The following is a 17,578-nucleotide window of genomic DNA, read 5'->3' on the forward strand; positions in this document are numbered from 1 at the left end:
CTGCCGACGATGAACCCTGATGCCGGCGACTGCCGCCCAGTCCGGCGCTGTGGAGCGTCACTGTAAGGAGCCACATGAAGTCCATTCATCCCCACCTCGGGGCGGCACTCGCCGCGCTTGGCCTGACCCTGGCCGCCACTGCCGCCTGCGCCGGCCCGGCCGGCGCTGCGGAGGAACTGCGGGCACTGCACGACCAGGAACGCCAGCGGGTCCAACTGTACAAGGCCTATTTTCCAGATGCGGCCACCGGACGCAAGGCGGCTATCAGCTTCCATGCCAACCTGCTCGAAGCCAACTACGGGCAGGGCTTCCTGGTGCTGGAACTCGACGGTGCGGAAATCGCGCAGCTGCGGCAGTTCGGCTTCCGAGTGGAGCATGCGCCGGACTATGTCGCCAAGCGCGATGAACGACTGAAGGCGATTGCGGCGGCGGCCCAGCAGCGCAGCCGCGCGGGCCTCATGGCCGACACGCAGTCCATCCCCGGCTTCGCCTGCTACGAGACGGTGGCCGAGACCTTCGCCGCCGGCGACGCGATGGTTGCCAGCCATCCCAAGCTGGCCCGCTGGGTGGACATCGGCGACTCGTGGGAGAAGACCCGCGGCCTGGGCGGCGAAGACATGCGGGTGCTCAAGCTCGGCAATGCGGCAGTGGGCGGGCGCAACAAGCCCAAGCTGTTCATCAACAGCGCCATCCATGCGCGTGAGTACACGACGGCGCCGCTCGCCCTCGCCCTGGCCCGCTGGCTGATCGACGGCTATGGCAAGAATGCCGACGCCACCTGGCTGCTGGATCATCACGAAGTGCATCTGCTGCTGCACAGCAACCCGGATGGCCGCAAGCTGGCGGAGACCGGCCTGTCCTGGCGCAAGAACACCAACCGCGACTACTGCGGCGCCACCAGCAACCAGCGCGGGGCCGACCTGAACCGCAACTTCAGCTTCACCTGGAACAGCACCGGCGGTGCTGGCTCCAGCGGCGACGAATGCGCGCCGACCTATCGTGGCCGATCTGCCGCGTCGGAGCCGGAAGTGAAGGCGATGGAGCACTACATCCGCTCGCTGTGGCCGGACCGCCGCGGGCCCGGCCTGACCGACCCGGCACCGGCCGACACCAGCGGCCTGCACCTCGACCTGCACAGCTACAGCCGCCTGGTGCTGTGGCCCTGGGGCGAGACGGCCACCAAGAGCGGCAATGCCGACCAACTGCAGACGCTGGGCCGGCGCTTCGCCTACTACAACGGCTATTCGCCACAGCAGTCCATCGGCCTGTATCCGACCGAAGGCACCACCGACGGCCCGAGCTATGGCGAGCTGGGCGTGCCGTCCTACACCTTCGAGCTGGGCGACAGCTTCTTCGAAAGCTGCGAGGACTACAACCGCACCATCAAGCCGGACAACCTGCCGGCGCTGATCTATGCGGCCAAGGTGGCCGGCGCCCCCTACATCACGCCCGCCGGTCCCGACGTGCTGCAGCCGTCGCTCGACAAGGACGCCAGCGGCGCCGGCGTGCCCGCCGGCGAGCGGGTGACGCTGACGGCCTCGGTCACCGACACGCGCTTCAACAACAGCAACGGGGTGGAGCCGACGCAGGCCATCGCGGCCGCAGAGGCCTACATCGACACGCCGCCCTGGCTGGAAGGTGCCACGCCGGTGCCGCTGGCCGCGGCCGATGGCGGCTTCGACACCGCCACGGAAACGGTCCGCGGCACGCTGGACACGGCCAGCCTGAAGCCCGGGCAGCACATCGTGTTCGTGCGGGGCCGCGATGCCGCGGGCGTCTGGGGACCGATCTCGGCGGTCTTCCTGAAGGTAGCGGGTGGACCGCCGGACGGCATCCGGCTGTCGCTGGCGAGCCAGCGGCGCCCCTGGGGCGGCTGGCAGGTGGATGTGTCGTGGAGCGGCGCGCGCGGCTCCAGCGTCGACCTCTACCGCAACGGGGTGTCGCTGGGGGCCAGCCGCAATGACGGCAGCCACCGCGAGATGCGCAGCAGCGGCACCTGGCGCTACCAGGTGTGCGAGAGCGGCGCCCGCAAGCGCTGCTCGGCCGAGCAAAGCATCCGCTTCTAAGGCGCGGCCGGGGCGGCCGGCCGGCCCCATGCTGGAAGCACAAGGGCCCGCGGCATCACTGCCGCGGGCCCTTCTCACTGCTCAGGCCAATGGCAGGCGGGTCACTTCACCACGACCTTGCAGTCGCGGCCTTCCCACTTCACCGCGCTCGGCGTCGGCTTGCTGCCCGAGTAGGCGACCTGCACGCCGAAGGACACGCTGCCGTTGGCCGGCACCGTGGCATTCCACGCGGTGGGCTTGGCGACCACCGTGCGGCCGCTCTGCGTCACAGTCGAGTTCCAGGAGTTGGTGACCTGGAAGTCGCTGGCCGCGGTCCAGCTCACCGACCAGCCCTCGATGGCGCTGGCGCTGCCGTTCTGCAGCGTGATGGCCTGGGTCTGGCCGGAGCCCCAGTCGCTGCTGGCGTCGAAGACCACGGTGCAGGCGGCGGCCACAGCATCGTTGTCCTGCTCGCTGGCTTGCACGGTGGCGCTCAGGCCGCCACTGCCGCTCAGCGAGAAGGTGGCACTGCCGTTGCTGCCGTCAGCGTCCTCGGCGGCGGCCAGGGTCACCGCCTGGTTGACGTTCCAGTTGGCCGGCGTGAAGGTGAGCGTCGCGCCGGACGCCACCGACAGGTCGGCGTCGCCGCCGGTGCGGGCCACCTGCACCGTGACGTTGCCGGCCGGCTTGGCTGCCAGGCGCGCCTGGAAGCTGCGCGTGCCGCCTTCGGGCACCGCCACCGGCGTGCCGGACAGCACCAGCGTGACCGGCACGACCACGTCGTTGTCCAGCTCGGTGGCCGAGACGCGGACAGCCGTGTGGCCGGGTGCCGAGACCGTGAAGGCCGCGCTGCCGTTGGCCTGGTCCTCGTCCTCCGCCGCCTGCACATACACCGGCTGCGCCACGTTGTAGTTGGCCGGCGTGAAGCCGAGGGTGGTGCGCGAGGCGTTCAGGTCGGCGTCGCCGCCAGCGGCCTTGGCCACCGTCACCGTGACGTTGCTGGCCGGGGCTTGCGACAGCGTCACGAAGAAGCGGGCATTGCCGCCTTCGGGCACGCGCAGCGCGGTGTTGTTGACCTTCACCGCGGCCGTGCCGCCGGTGCCGTCCAGCAGGTGGGCATAGTCCGCCATCGCCAGGGCGATGTCGGCCTGGGCCCAGAAGCGGTGATACGTCCACTTGGGCGACGGGCCGCCGTCGAGGTAGGCCTTCAGTTTGGGCCACTGCGGGTCCTGCTCGTACTTCGGCCGGATGCTCAGGAAGGTCGAGTTGCTGTCGATGGTCGCGCCTTGCGCATTGGTGCCCACCCAGCCCTGCGGCACGAAGATGCCGTCACCGGTGGCGGGGTTGAACTTGTCGTCGAAGCGCTTGTAGTCGGTGCGCTCTTCCTCGACCGCCACGCCCTTGGCATCCTGATGCTTGGTCCACATGCGGTCCAGCAGCTGCTTGGCCATCGCCTTGGATGCCGCGTGGTTCGCCTTGGCCGAGTAGTAGATCAGCGTGCGGGCAAAGGCGGCCGCGGTGCCGACGTCGTTCGTATGGTCGACCACGCTGACCCGCAGGCCGCTGTTCGCGCCTGGGCTGTCGGGGTTCCAGGTGTCGGGCTGGCCGCTCCACTTCAGCGTGTTGGGGATGCGGTAGGTGCCGTCGTCCTTCAGCGTGGTGTTGGCCAGCGCCCAGCCGACCCACTTGTCGAGCAAGGCCTTGGCCTTCGCATCACCGGTGGCGTAGTAGTACTCGGCGACCCGCTGCATGGACCAGACCTGGAAGCCGAACCAGGTGTTGGACGCCGGGTCGTGGTAGACCGGCTTCTCGTCATAGAACATGCCATAGAAGGTCGCGGTGCCGGCCGGCGGGGTGCCATGGTTGCCGCCCCAGCTGTTGGTGGCCCCGCCGGCGATGGCGCCGTCGGCCGACTGCAGCCAGCGGTAGAACTCGACCTGGCGGGTCAGGCTCTTGCCCCAGTCGCTCGCGCCGGTGGCCGAGACGGGCTTGAACTCGGGCTGGCTCGACAGCACCCAGGCCGCAAACGGGTTCTGGTAGCCGAAGTGCGCGTGGCTGGAGCTGATGCGCCAGGCCCAGCCGGCGCCCTGGTCGACCGCGCCACCCCAGGCGTAGTACCAGCTCAGCAGGTAGTGCTGGTTGTCGCGGAAGCCGCGTGCGTCGGGCGTGCCCGAGCCGCCCTGGCAGTTGTAGGCGCCGACGCAGTTGCCGACCTTCTTGAAGTACTTGTCGAACATGGCGTACCGCAGGTAGTCGCCCATCTTCGACGCCTTCTTCACCAGGTCGGCCACCTCGGCGCCCTTGCCTTGCTCCTTGGCCCACACCGAGGCCCAGTAGATGGCCTGCACCGCGCGGGCATCAGCGTCCGGTGCATTGGTGTAGCGCCATTGGCGGGCATAGCTGCTGTCGCCGGTGAACAGGCTCAGGAAGCCCTGGTTGCCGGTGTTGCGGCCCCATTTGAAGGTTTCGCAGGACGGGTGGGGCACCGTCTCCCAGACCGATTCCTGCGCGCCGCGCTGGAAGGTGTTGATGTACGCCGGCTTGGTGACACCGTCGCCGCAGCGGCCAAAGCCGTACCAGTTGTCGACGTCGAGCAGCCAGTGCATGCCGTAGATCTCGCGGGTGCCGTAGGCCGCCGCCAGTTCATTGGCCAGCGGGTCCTGGCCCACCGGGACGGAGCTGTCGATGCGCGAGGGGTAGTTCTCCGGCAGCGGGTGCTCGGCGGCATAGGTGGCCGGCCTGCCGGGGTTGTAGAAGCTGTTGGTGGGCTGGTCCTGGGTGGACGGGATGATGTACTTCTCCATGTTGGCCCAGGCCTTCTTCAGCGGCTGCCAGTCGCCGGTGGCGCGACCGTACTGCGCTTCGAGCCACAGCCAGAAGCTGTAGGCCTCGGAGGTGGTCTCGTGGCCATGGTCGGGCGCCTCGACCATCAGGGTCTCGACGGAGTGGTAGGGCACCCCCTCCGGGCTGAAGTAGCCGTTCGCGGGGTTCTTGATCTTGTTGTACTGGGTCAGGAAGCGCTGGGCGTACTCGGCATCGGCGGCTTGGGCCGACGTGGCGAGCGACGCGCTCAAGAGGGCCACCGAGGCCCCGAGGCTGGAGCAGGCCAGCAATCCGCTGGCTGCGGTCTTCGCCCAACGCTTCAGGCGTGGGGTGCGGGAAGGTGCGGGAAAGGGCGTTCTCATGGTTGTTTCCTACCGGCAGAAGAATGGCGCGCGTCCTGTGGAGCGACGCCATGGCAATCCACCCCTCGTCTCCTCGTTCTCGACGTCGGGTGGGCACTTCAGGAGGTCCGCGCACGGCTCCTGTTCAAGCGCTGGCCGCCGTCCGACGGAGCCGGCCGACAGTCATGAAAGCGCTTGCATGGGCGCTAGCTTCCTGTCGAACCGACCGGATGTAAACCTGCTATGAGTAACAGTAGAAGTAGGGCCGAACAGGCACTCTGATTGCTCTTTGAGCCTTTACAAAGAAGGTGCGATCGGGCCAGCCACTGCCCTTTTCGCGGGGTCTGAACGCATGGGCGAGATGACCTTTTCGCGCATTGAAAGCTGAGACTTGGCTTGCAATCTGCCTTGCAGGCCGCCTGGCAGGCGGGCATCTGCCTCAGAAGGAGGCAGATTGAGGAGCAGCCGCATGAACAGCGGCCTGGCGGCCTCGGCCTACAGCTTGTCCACAGCTCCTTCCACAGGAGCTGTGGATGAAGTGACAGGTAGATACTTTTCCAGGCCCGGTGTGGGCCGGCGCCCACGCCCCCGTTGGTCGTCCGGCCTCGTCCGCAGGTCGGAAGCCCGGATTCAGCCCGGGATGATGCGGGCCTCGGTGCTCGGGGCGAGGGGATCGTGCTGTTGGAGGAAATCGAGCAGGGCATCGATGTCCTGCACGCCGCCGAGCCGGTCGCCTCCGCTCCTGAGAACGGTGAAGCCGTCGCCGCCGTCCGCCAGGAAGGAATTCACCGTGACCCGATAGGTCTGTGCCGGCACCACCTCCACTCCGTTGAGCTTCATGGCGCTGACGCGCTGGTTGTCCGGCGCGCCGGCCGCCCAGTTATAGGTGAATCCGGCACTGGGCTGCAGCATGCGCGGGAAGGTCGCGTTGGGCCCGGTGGCCTGCTGCTCGAGCAGTTCCTTGAGCTGCTGCCCGGTGAGCGTCAGCACCACCAGGCTGTTGCCGAAGGGCTGCACCGTGAAGGCCTGGCCAAAGCTGACCTCACAGGGGCCGCTGGGGCACAGGAAGTCGGCGCGCACGCCTCCGGGGTTCATGAAGGCGATCTGGGCGCCGCCCTGCCCGGCGGCCGCGGTGGCGGCAAGCTGGGCGTCGGCGATCAGGCGGCCGGCAGGTGAGTCCCCGCCGGCGCTGGGCGTGCGGTCGATGGTGCCGGTGATGTGGCCGACGACGCGCTGCGCCTTGGGCGCGGCGAGGGCGGCGTAATTCGCGATCAGCTGCTGCACCGTGGCGTCGGGCATGAGCGGCCGGAAGCGCTCGAGCACCGTTGCATCGGTGTTGGTGTCGTTGACCACCGGGACATTGAGCGCAACGGTGCGGCTGCGGTCGATGTCGCCGCTTGTGGCATCGACCGTCACGTCGACCTGGCTGATGCCACGGCCGTTGGAGAAGGCCTGCACGATCGGCACCCCGTTGCGGATGCACCGGTAGCCGGCATGCGAGTGCCCGTTGAAGATGACGTCGATCGACGGCCTGAGCCGGGCCGCGATCTCAAAGGCCGGGCCGCGCGCACCGGCACAGTTGTCGTCGTTCCAGGTCGAATCGGTCTGGCCGCCTTCGTGCATCACGGCCACCAGCGCCTTGACGCCTTGCGCCTCCAGCTCGTCGGCGTAGCGGTTGAGGGTGTCGGCCTCGTCGAGGAACTTGACGCCCGCGACCCCGGCCGGGGTGACGATGGTGGGCGTGCTGCGGGTCACCACGCCGATGAAGCCGATCTTGGCGCCGTCGAACTGCTTCACGACATAGGGCTTGAAGATCGGCTGGCCGGTGCCGGCGTCGACCACATTGGCGGCCAGGAAGTCGAACCGGGCCCCGGCGTAGGGCCGGACCGGGCCCTGGCAGGACGACAGGTCGGGGTGAGCGGTGTCGGTGCTGCAGCCGCCGGCGGCGACCCGCTTGAGTTCCGCCACGCCCTTGTCGAACTCGTGGTTGCCGACAGTGTTGAAGTCGAGCTTCAACTGGTTCATGACCTCGACGGTGGGCTCGTCCCGGAAAAACGCCGACACCAGCGGCGAGGCGCCGACCAGATCGCCGCTGGACAGGGTGACGGTGTGCCGACGGCCGGCGCGCTGAGCCTCCAGGGCGGCCGCGAGATAGGCGGCGCCACCGGTGTTGACGCGCAAGGTGCTGCCGGGCTGGGCCGGATCGGGAAGGTTCAGCGTCAAGCCGGTCGGCTGCAGCGCACCGTGAAAGTCGTTGAAGGCCAGCAACCGGATGTCGACGCTATGGCCGTCATCGTCGCCGGCACAGCCCGCCAGGGCGAGCGCGGTCAGCGCCAGCGCGCCGCCTTTGCGAAAGAGGTCCCTGAGCTTCTGTTTCTGCATGGGGGTGCCATTCCTTTTGTGGGAGTCGGGATCGGTGGACGCCGCGCAGCCGACCTGCATGTCTGCGTCGGTGCGCGCTGTCCGGAGGGCCGAGGAGCAGCTTGCGCCGGGCAGGCTGCCCTGCCGGCATTGCGTGCGCGGTTCATGCTAGCCGCGGTGCTGCGGCGAAATCGTGTCACGACGCTGCAGCGGGGGCGGGGTGAAAGCGCCTCGGGCTCGGTGTCGGCTGGGCGGGGTGTGCGACGGCATGAGGGTGTGGCGTAGCGCGGCGTGGAGTGGCAGGACGAGAAACGCCCGCCACTGGCCGTGCCGGGCGCCGACGCTGCGGTCGCCCTGAAGCTGTCGTCCCGGCCCAGCAGCCGCGAAAGCAGGGCGGCGCCCTTTAGGGAAATCTCTGCCCCGTCCCCGAGCGGATTCCGTCAGTGCGTACTGCGCCGGCGGGAGACACTGCCGGCCTTGAAGGGGCGAGCCGCGATGCACGCCCCGTCTGGCTCCAGCGCCTGGCTCCATGGGCGCGGTGCGGCCCGCCCTGCGGCGACCGCATGCTTTCGGCTTCTCGTCTGTCCTGTACACCAAGACCGTCTCCTCCATGAACGCCCCCTACAGTCCCGCCCTCGACACTCTCGCCGCTGCGCAACATTCCTCGGGCGCCCTCTGGGCCGCCATCGACCGCTCGCAGGTCATCGTCGAATTCGACATGCAAGGTCGCATCCTGTGGGCCAATGGCAATGCCCTGCAGACGCTGGGCCACGCGCTCGATGAGCTGACCGGCCGCCCACACCGCGTGCTCTGCGACGAGGAATTCGGCCGCTCGGAAGCCTATCAGCGGTTCTGGCAAAAGCTTGGCCGGGGCGAGTTCGACGCCGGCGAATACCGCCATCTGGCCAAGACCGGGCGGGAAGTCTGGCTGCAGGCCACCTACAACCCGGTGGCCGACGAAAACGGTGGCCTGGCGAAGGTCGTGATGCTGGGCACTGACGTCACGCTGAACAAGCAGATGCTGGCTGAAGTTCGTGGCAAGGCTGCCGCGCTGGACCGCGCACAGGCGGTCGTCGAGCTCAACCTCGCCGGCAACATCCTGTCCGCGAACGAGCGGTTCCTGGCCTTGACCGGCTACAGCCTGCGCGAGCTGACCGGCCAGCACCACGGCATGCTGTGCCCGGGCGCCTATCTCACCACCGCCGCCTACGCCGAACTGTGGAGCCGGCTGGCAGCCGGCGAAGCAGCCTCGGGCCGCTACCCCTGCAAGGGCCGCCATGGTGAGGAGCTGTGGCTGCAGTCCAGTTACAGCCCGGTGCTCGACGGCGAAGGCAAGCCCCTCAAGGTCCTGATGTTCGCGATGGACATCACCGCGCAGGTGGCCCAGGAAGCACAGGCCCGCGAGCGCAGCGCGACCGTGATGGCCCCGGTGGCCCGGCTGCTCGGCTCGCTGGGCGAGGTCGCGGCCGCCGCGCAGTCCGCGCAGACGGTGGTGCAGGCATCACAGGCCGAGGCCGGCAAGGGCGGCCAGTGGCTGGACGGGTCGGCCCAGACCATGGCCCAGATCGAGCAAGCCTCCGACGGCATGGGCGAGATCGTGCGACTGGTCAGCGAGTTCGCCAGCCAGACCACGCTGCTGTCCTTCACTGCAGCGCTCGAGGCGGTGCGGGCCGGGGATCAAGGCCAGGGCTTCGCCACGGTCGCCGATGAACTGCGCCAGTTGGCCGACCGTGCGACCGGCGCAGCGAGCCAGAGCAGCCGCCTGATCATCGATTCGGTCCGACGCATTGCGCCGGCGGTCAGTGCCGCCAAGCAGGCCAGCCAGGCGTTCGCCCGCATCGCGGAGGGCATTGCGAGCACCGATCGTGCGGTCAGCGCCATCGGGCAGGCGGCCGCCTCGCAGTCCCAGCTGGCCGCGCAGGTGAGCGCATTGATGCAAGAGCTTCAGGCGGAGACCGACGCATCGTCCGCCACTGCGGGAACGCTCGCCCACACCGGCGCATGATCAGCGCGACTTGAGCGCCAACTGCGGCGGCCTGGACGGTCCGGCAAGACGGCGGGCGAGGCCGCTGCCGTGCCCGCGCTTCACCCGCGGGTCCACCGCGGAGCTGGCTGCAGTACCGGCTGTCTCGCAGGAAGACAGCGTCTTGCTCCACGACCAGCGCTGCCGTGACTTGGCGGCGACATTGCAAGGGCACACCGTCGTCGCCTGATGGACGTCGAGCCGGGTGCGTGGCACAGTCGGCACCGTTTGCCGCGCTGGGTCCAGCCACCCGGTGTTCGCGGCGAATGCAGTCTTGCCGTCAGACGCGATCTTGGGCCCTGCCCAACCCTGCCGTACCTGCTAGCCGGGCTGTTCTCCATTGCGGACCTGCTGCCGCGCTGGGCCACCCTTTTTCCCGAATCGACCGTCTGACATCCGGCAGGTGAGCCTGGCTGGCGACACCTGCCCGCACTGGACACCGGTCCTGCCCGTGGCGGCCCCTGAGGCCGGCCCTGGAGCGGGCCAGGAGGATGTCATGCGTGTAGCGAGACCTGATGCGAGGTGGTCGTGACGGGCGGCGCAGGTGTGGTCGCGGGCCGGCGGCTGGTCCGGCTGTCCGGCACCGTGTCCGGCTTCCGCCGGACCCGGGCACGGGTCCGGTTTGTACTGACACAGCTCGACTCCGACCGGGCCAGCGCCATCGCGGTGGCGCCCGAGCCGGAGCCAGAGACACCACCCGCCAGGCGGCCCTGGGGCCACGGCGTCGAAGAAGAGGCCGATTTCGTCGACTTCCTGCTCGACGGACGAGCCATGAGCGGCTGGGTCTGGCGCAGCCCCTTCAGCGATGGCGATCGCGTGGATGTTGCAGCCCAGTGGCGGGGCGACCACTACGAGGTGTTCGGCATTGCTCGCCCGCGCGACCGGGCCATCGCGCTCTATCCCTTCTGCTGCCGAGGGAGCGTGAGCCAGATGCGAGCAGCCTGGCGCTGGTGGGCGCTGTTTGGCCTGGCAGTGACCTGGGGAGCGACGGCGGCTCTGTGCATCGCCGTGTGCCTGTTGTCCAGCCTGGCATCGCCTGCTTCAGGGTTCGCAGCCACGGTGCTGTGGGTGGGCGCCACCGGTGCCAGCGCGATCTCCGGCCTCCTGGCCCTCCTGGCCTACAGCATGGCGCTTAGGTGGCGCCCATATGCCCGCACGGCCGAGCGCGTGTTCACGGCGTTGGGCTGGCGCGACCCGGCGCGGGTGGACCTGATGAGCGCAACGCTCAAGAAGCGCACGCGAGCCGACCCAGCCGCCCTGGGGACGCACTACTTTCGCTACTGACGCGGCGCAGCGGAACGGGGGTTTGAATACCGCAAAAGCAAAACCCCGCCGACTGCGAGAGTGGGCGGGGTTTTGGGGAATAACAGCCTGACGATGTCCTACTTTCACACGGGAATCCGCACTATCATCGGCGCTGAGGCGTTTCACTGTCCTGTTCGGGATGGGAAGGAGTGGGACCACCTCGCTATGGTCATCAGGCATAACTGGATGCCGCCTTGCTGCTGGAGCAAGACGACCAATTCGTAGAGTCTGTGTGAATCAGCAGATTTGATTGCGCACCGGATGGCGAGGCGCTGTAGTGGCCTCACTCGGCATAAGCTATTTGACTCACTTCGATGTCGCTGAGGATCACCAAAGTTATAGGGTCAAGCCGCACGAGCAATTAGTACTGGTTAGCTTAACGCATTACTGCGCTTCCACACCCAGCCTATCAACGTCCTGGTCTTGAACGACTCTTCAGGGGGCTCAAGGCCCCGGCAAGACTCATCTTGAGACGAGTTTCCCGCTTAGATGCTTTCAGCGGTTATCTCTTCCGCACTTAGCTACTCGGCAATGCCACTGGCGTGACAACCGATACACCAGAGGTGCGTCCACTCCGGTCCTCTCGTACTAGGAGCAGGCTCTCTCAATCTTGCAGCGCCCACGGAAGATAGGGACCAAACTGTCTCACGACGTTTTAAACCCAGCTCACGTACCTCTTTAAATGGCGAACAGCCATACCCTTGGGACCGGCTACAGCCCCAGGATGAGATGAGCCGACATCGAGGTGCCAAACACCGCCGTCGATATGAACTCTTGGGCGGTATCAGCCTGTTATCCCCAGAGTACCTTTTATCCGTTGAGCGATGGCCCTTCCATACAGAACCACCGGATCACTTAGTCCTACTTTCGTATCTGCTCGACTTGTCAGTCTCGCAGTTAAGCACGCTTTTGCCTATGCACTATCAGCACGATTTCCGACCGTGCCTAGCGTACCTTCGAACTCCTCCGTTACGCTTTGGGAGGAGACCGCCCCAGTCAAACTGCCCACCATACACTGTCCCCAACCCGGATCACGGGCCAAGGTTAGAACCTCAAACACACCAGGGTGGTATTTCAAGGACGGCTCCACGGCACCTAGCGGCACCGCTTCAAAGCCTCCCACCTATCCTACACAGATCTGTTCAAAGTCCAATGTAAAGCTACAGTAAAGGTTCATGGGGTCTTTCCGTCTTTCCGCGGGGAGATTGCATCATCACAAACATTTCAACTTCGCTGAGTCTCTGGAGGAGACAGTGTGGCCATCGTTACGCCATTCGTGCAGGTCGGAACTTACCCGACAAGGAATTTCGCTACCTTAGGACCGTTATAGTTACGGCCGCCGTTTACCGGGGCTTCGATCAAGAGCTTGCACCCCATCACTTAACCTTCCGGCACCGGGCAGGCGTCACACCCTATACGTCGACTTTCGTCTTTGCAGAGTGCTGTGTTTTTATTAAACAGTCGCAGCCACCGATTCTCTGCGACCCCATTGGGCTCCCCTTGTACAGGTTCACCTACTAAGGGCACACCTTCTTCCGAAGTTACGGTGTCAATTTGCCGAGTTCCTTCTCCAGAGTTCTCTCAAGCGCCTGAGAATACTCATCACGCGCACCAGTGTCGGTTTGCGGTACGGTCGTGTGTAGCTGAAGCTTAGTGGCTTTTCCTGGAAGCAGGGTATCACTCACTTCGGCCGCAAGCGGCCTCGTTATCACCTCTCATCTTAGCCCGGCGGATTTGCCTACCAGGCACGACTACAGGCTTGAACCGGGACATCCAACACCCGGCTGAGCTAACCTTCTCCGTCCCCACATCGCACTACACATCGGTACAGGAATATTGACCTGTTTCCCATCAGCTACGCATCTCTGCCTCGCCTTAGGGGCCGACTCACCCTACGCCGATGAACGTTGCGTAGGAAACCTTGCGCTTACGGCGAGGGGGCTTTTCACCCCCTTTAACGCTACTCATGTCAGCATTCGCACTTCTGATACCTCCAGCATCCCTCTCGAGACACCTTCACAGGCTTACAGAACGCTCTCCTACCGCGCACATTGCTGTGCACCCGCAGCTTCGGTAACTGGCTTAGCCCCGTTACATCTTCCGCGCAGGACGACTCGATCAGTGAGCTATTACGCTTTCTTTAAATGATGGCTGCTTCTAAGCCAACATCCTGACTGTTTTAGCCTTCCCACTTCGTTTCCCACTTAGCCAATTTTAGGGACCTTAGCTGGCGGTCTGGGTTGTTTCCCTCTTGTGTCCGGACGTTAGCACCCGGTGCACTGTCTCCCAAGCTGTACTCATCGGTATTCGGAGTTTGCAATGGTTTGGTAAGTCGCCATGACCCCCTAGCCATAACAGTGCTCTACCCCCGATGGTAATACTTGAGGCACTACCTAAATAGTTTTCGGAGAGAACCAGCTATTTCCAAGTTTGTTTAGCCTTTCACCCCTATCCACAGCTCATCCGCTAGTTTTGCAACACTAGTCGGTTCGGACCTCCAGTAAGTGTTACCTCACCTTCATCCTGGCCATGGATAGATCACTTGGTTTCGGGTCTACACCCAGCGACTGAACGCCCTATTCGGACTCGGTTTCCCTGCGCCTTCCCTATTCGGTTAAGCTTGCCACTGAATGTAAGTCGCTGACCCATTATACAAAAGGTACGCCGTCACCCTTGCGGGCTCCGACTTTTTGTATGCATGCGGTTTCAGGATCTATTTCACTCCCCTCCCGGGGTTCTTTTCGCCTTTCCCTCACGGTACTAGTTCGCTATCGGTCGATTACGAGTATTTAGCCTTGGAGGATGGTCCCCCCATCTTCAGACAGGATTTCACGTGTCCCGCCCTACTTGTCGCACGCCTAGTTCCACACCACACTTTTTTCATACAGGGCTATCACCTGCTATGGCCGGCCTTTCCAAACCGTTCTGATAAGTACGATGCTAAAACGTGCAGGCTGGTCCGATTTCGCTCGCCACTACTTTCGGAATCTCGGTTGATGTCTTTTCCTCGAGCTACTGAGATGTTTCAGTTCACCCGGTTCGCCTCGCATACCTATGTATTCAGTATGCGATACCCCTAAGGGTGGGTTTCCCCATTCGGAAATCTCCGGATCACAGCTAATTTGCCAGCTCCCCGAAGCTTATCGCAGGCTATCACGTCCTTCTTCGCCTGTAATCGCCAAGGCATCCACCACATGCACTTAGTCACTTGACCCTATAACTTTGACGCCTCTTCGACGTCGTCAAGGACTCGACCTCCTCATCGTTCGAGAAGATCGCTTTTTGAGTATTTACGCGTTATGCCGTCTTCAAACTCGCTCTTTACTTCGAGTTGAAGTCTGGTGACGCAATCAAATGTTGTTGACGGCACGGTGCATCCCATAGATGCTTTCCGTCAACAACGCTGATTCGACTCTACGAATTGTTAAAGAACAACAGCCATTCTTTCGAACCGCTAACGCAAACATCCCTGCTCTCAGGGAACCCTTGCGTTAACGTTCGACTTCAGTGATCAGTGATGGTGGAGGATGACGGGATCGAACCGACGACCCCCTGCTTGCAAAGCAGGTGCTCTCCCAGCTGAGCTAATCCCCCGAACATGCTTCATGCAGAAGGATTGGTGGGTCTGGTTGGATTCGAACCAACGACCCCCGCCTTATCAAGACGGTGCTCTAACCGACTGAGCTACAGACCCGCTCTTCACTTCCGCTCGAACCGCGTCTGCAGCACCGTCAACCTAGGATTCTCATCCCTGCCAGGTTCACGCCTGCCGGTTCACGTTCACTTGCTGTCGTACACAACAACAGCCGATAAGTGTGGGCGCCCAAACTTGAGTGCTTTTTTCCAGAAAGGAGGTGATCCAGCCGCACCTTCCGATACGGCTACCTTGTTACGACTTCACCCCAGTCACGAACCCTGCCGTGGTGATCGCCCTCCTTGCGGTTAGGCTAACCACTTCTGGCAGAACCCGCTCCCATGGTGTGACGGGCGGTGTGTACAAGACCCGGGAACGTATTCACCGCGACATGCTGATCCGCGATTACTAGCGATTCCGACTTCACGCAGTCGAGTTGCAGACTGCGATCCGGACTACGACCGGTTTTCTGGGATTGGCTCCCCCTCGCGGGTTGGCAGCCCTCTGTACCGGCCATTGTATGACGTGTGTAGCCCTACCCATAAGGGCCATGATGACCTGACGTCATCCCCACCTTCCTCCGGTTTGTCACCGGCAGTCTCATTAGAGTGCCCTTTCGTAGCAACTAATGACAAGGGTTGCGCTCGTTGCGGGACTTAACCCAACATCTCACGACACGAGCTGACGACGGCCATGCAGCACCTGTGTCCAGGTTCTCTTTCGAGCACTCCCACATCTCTGCAGGATTCCTGGCATGTCAAGGGTAGGTAAGGTTTTTCGCGTTGCATCGAATTAAACCACATCATCCACCGCTTGTGCGGGTCCCCGTCAATTCCTTTGAGTTTCAACCTTGCGGCCGTACTCCCCAGGCGGTCAACTTCACGCGTTAGCTTCGTTACTGAACAGCAAGCCGTCCAACAACTAGTTGACATCGTTTAGGGCGTGGACTACCAGGGTATCTAATCCTGTTTGCTCCCCACGCTTTCGTGCATGAGCGTCAGTGCAGGCCCAGGAGATTGCCTTCGCCATCGGTGTTCCTCCGCATATCTACGCATTTCACTGCTACACGCGGAATTCCATCTCCCTCTGCCGCACTCTAGCCGTGCAGTCACAAATGCAGTTCCCAGGTTGAGCCCGGGGATTTCACATCTGTCTTGCACAACCGCCTGCGCACGCTTTACGCCCAGTAATTCCGATTAACGCTTGCACCCTACGTATTACCGCGGCTGCTGGCACGTAGTTAGCCGGTGCTTATTCTTCAGGTACCGTCATCACTCCGAGGTATTAGCCCAGAGCTTTTCTTCCCTGACAAAAGCGGTTTACAACCCGAAGGCCTTCTTCCCGCACGCGGCATGGCTGGATCAGGCTTGCGCCCATTGTCCAAAATTCCCCACTGCTGCCTCCCGTAGGAGTCTGGGCCGTGTCTCAGTCCCAGTGTGGCTGGTCGTCCTCTCAGACCAGCTACAGATCGTTGCCTTGGTAGGCCTTTACCCCACCAACTAGCTAATCTGACATCGGCCGCTCCAATAGCGCGAGGTCTTGCGATCCCCCGCTTTCACCCTCAGGTCGTATGCGGTATTAATCCGGCTTTCGCCGGGCTATCCCCCACTACTGGGCACGTTCCGATGTATTACTCACCCGTTCGCCACTCGCCACCAGGATTGCTCCCGTGCTGCCGTTCGACTTGCATGTGTAAGGCATGCCGCCAGCGTTCAATCTGAGCCAGGATCAAACTCTTCAGTTCGATCTTGAATTTCGCTCAAAGAATTGAAGTGAACTTCACTTCCATGAGCGTTTAAAGTCTTTCGACCTGATCTGCAGTTACCCACAGATCTTGGCACTCGCCTTCAAACGCCCACGCTTATCGGCTGTTATTTGTTAAAGAGCTTGCTGCTCCAACCCTGCTATCCTTGCCGCATTCGCAGCACCTCAGCTTCGTCGTCAGCGCTGATTTCGTCTTTCGTCGTTATCAGCAGAGAGGCGAGATTTTGACGTTTTCTTTAAACCCTGTCAAGCACTCGGCTCATTTATTTTTCGCTGCCACTTTCTTTCTTTTCAGAAACCGCCGCCTCCACCCCACTCACCAGCTTCCCGGTTCGTTTCGTCTGCAGCGCCGTGATCAGCGAGGGCGTGACTTTAACAAAGTTTTTGCTTCGTGCAAGCAATTTTTTCGCGCTTCGCGAAAAGAATCGAGGGCGGCGTTTCTCGCCATCCGGCGTAACGCGCGCCCTGCCACCACAGCCTCACCTGACACGGGCTTGGGGCTCAGCGTCCCTTTGAACGTCGGCGACTTCAACCCTGGCGATAGAAGTAGTAGGCCGCCTCATAAGGAATGCGCCGCACTTGCCCCACTCGTGCGGCATCGCAGCCATCTGCCGGGGCCTTGCCGCCGACCGTCGACAGGCGCTGGATATGGCTGGTGCGGGCCAGACGGCCCTCTTGCGGTTCCGCCTGGCCGACGAGCAGCAACCACGGTATGGCTCCTGAGTCAGGTGCGTCGCTACGGGCGGCGACCGCGCCGACCACCTTGCTGCCGTCATCGGCCTCCCACGTCGGTCCGGCGTAGTGGGTGCCGATCTTCTTGCCAGCAGCATCGAACAGCTCGGCTTCAGGTGCGGTGAAGGCCCACGCGTAGTGCGCCGGGTTGTCCTTGGCGGCGGCACAGGTGTAGATCTGAACACCGGTGGCCCGGGTCATGAGGGTAAGCACGGCGGAGGCCGAGGGTCGCAGTTCCTGCGGAACAGTCGGCGGCTCGGGGGGGCGACTGGCACAGGCGGCCAACGCAAGGGTCGCCAGGAGGCAGGCGGGACGGTAGGTCACGGGAATTCCTTTCCAAAGGTGGGCTGCCCCGACACGCCGGAACCCGAGCAAGGCAACGGCCGGACGAGCAGGAGCGGGAAGCGCCGGCGCGCTGGCAGGCCGACGGCTCGGCCTGGCACCGCCCACTTCATTGGCGCCGATCTTTCAGCGGGTGTGTGCCGGCAACCGAAGGCCTTGCACGAGGCGCGAACCCGGCGCCGCGGCCGCGCTCGCTCCGTCGCGGCCT

Annotated in this window: 6 protein-coding genes, 2 tRNA genes and 3 rRNA genes; 3 read left to right on the forward strand and 8 right to left on the reverse strand. The window is 63.8% G+C overall.

Annotation, left to right across the window (positions count from 1 at the left end; translation table 11 throughout):
• Positions 1-74 precede the first annotated feature (74 nt).
• A complete protein-coding gene (locus tag N7L95_RS11705; protein ID WP_301259990.1) occupies positions 75-2,066 on the forward strand; it encodes a M14 family metallopeptidase in 1,992 nt (663 codons plus the stop codon).
• 101 nt (positions 2,067-2,167) lie between these two features.
• On the opposite strand, the gene N7L95_RS11710 is transcribed toward N7L95_RS11705, so the two are convergent.
• Both N7L95_RS11710 and N7L95_RS11715 read right to left on the reverse strand, forming a co-directional pair.
• Positions 2,168-5,230: a glycoside hydrolase family 48 protein gene (locus N7L95_RS11710; protein WP_301259991.1), complete on the reverse strand. Its 3,063-nt coding sequence runs from the start codon at positions 5,228-5,230 to the stop codon at positions 2,168-2,170.
• 609 nt (positions 5,231-5,839) lie between these two features.
• Positions 5,840-7,591, reverse strand: a complete 1,752-nt coding sequence (locus tag N7L95_RS11715; protein WP_301259992.1) for a bifunctional metallophosphatase/5'-nucleotidase — start codon at positions 7,589-7,591, stop codon at positions 5,840-5,842.
• Between the two features lie 589 nt (positions 7,592-8,180).
• Here N7L95_RS11715 and N7L95_RS11720 point away from each other — a divergent pair.
• Both N7L95_RS11720 and N7L95_RS11725 read left to right on the forward strand, forming a co-directional pair.
• Positions 8,181-9,575: a methyl-accepting chemotaxis protein gene (locus N7L95_RS11720; RefSeq protein ID WP_301259993.1), complete on the forward strand. Its 1,395-nt coding sequence runs from the start codon at positions 8,181-8,183 to the stop codon at positions 9,573-9,575.
• A gap of 546 nt (positions 9,576-10,121) precedes the next feature.
• Positions 10,122-10,877: a putative type VI secretion system effector gene (locus tag N7L95_RS11725; protein WP_301259994.1), complete on the forward strand. Its 756-nt coding sequence runs from the start codon at positions 10,122-10,124 to the stop codon at positions 10,875-10,877.
• 85 nt (positions 10,878-10,962) lie between these two features.
• Here N7L95_RS11725 and rrf read toward each other — a convergent pair.
• The 6 genes from rrf to N7L95_RS11755 form a co-directional block, all read right to left on the reverse strand.
• Positions 10,963-11,075: ribosomal RNA gene (rrf, locus tag N7L95_RS11730) — 5S ribosomal RNA — on the reverse strand.
• 163 nt (positions 11,076-11,238) lie between these two features.
• Positions 11,239-14,112, reverse strand: a 23S ribosomal RNA gene (locus N7L95_RS11735).
• A 304-nt stretch (positions 14,113-14,416) separates the two neighbouring features.
• A tRNA-Ala gene (locus tag N7L95_RS11740) sits at positions 14,417-14,492 on the reverse strand.
• A gap of 23 nt (positions 14,493-14,515) precedes the next feature.
• Positions 14,516-14,592 (reverse strand) — tRNA-Ile (locus tag N7L95_RS11745).
• Between the two features lie 153 nt (positions 14,593-14,745).
• A 16S ribosomal RNA gene (locus N7L95_RS11750) occupies positions 14,746-16,276 on the reverse strand.
• Together the 16S, 23S and 5S rRNA genes with 2 tRNA genes alongside form the textbook arrangement of a ribosomal RNA operon.
• A 548-nt stretch (positions 16,277-16,824) precedes the next feature.
• Entirely contained in the window at positions 16,825-17,229 is a 405-nt protein-coding gene (locus N7L95_RS11755) for a DUF3455 domain-containing protein (RefSeq protein WP_301259995.1), read from the reverse strand.
• Between the last annotated feature and the right edge of the window lie 349 nt (positions 17,230-17,578).

Source organism: Eleftheria terrae, assembly GCF_030419005.1.
GTDB lineage: Bacteria > Pseudomonadota > Gammaproteobacteria > Burkholderiales > Burkholderiaceae_C > Caldimonas > Caldimonas terrae.

Excerpts from the sequence above, each read along its gene's own strand:
- N7L95_RS11705 (WP_301259990.1), top strand. The coding sequence starts at position 75 with ATGAAGTCCATTCATCCCCACCTCGGGGCGGCACTCGCCGCGCTTGGC.
- N7L95_RS11710 (WP_301259991.1), bottom strand. The coding sequence starts at position 5,230 with ATGAGAACGCCCTTTCCCGCACCTTCCCGCACCCCACGCCTGAAGCGT.
- N7L95_RS11715 (WP_301259992.1), bottom strand. The coding sequence starts at position 7,591 with ATGCAGAAACAGAAGCTCAGGGACCTCTTTCGCAAAGGCGGCGCGCTG.
- N7L95_RS11720 (WP_301259993.1), top strand. The coding sequence starts at position 8,181 with ATGAACGCCCCCTACAGTCCCGCCCTCGACACTCTCGCCGCTGCGCAA.
- N7L95_RS11755 (WP_301259995.1), bottom strand. The coding sequence starts at position 17,229 with ATGACCCGGGCCACCGGTGTTCAGATCTACACCTGTGCCGCCGCCAAG.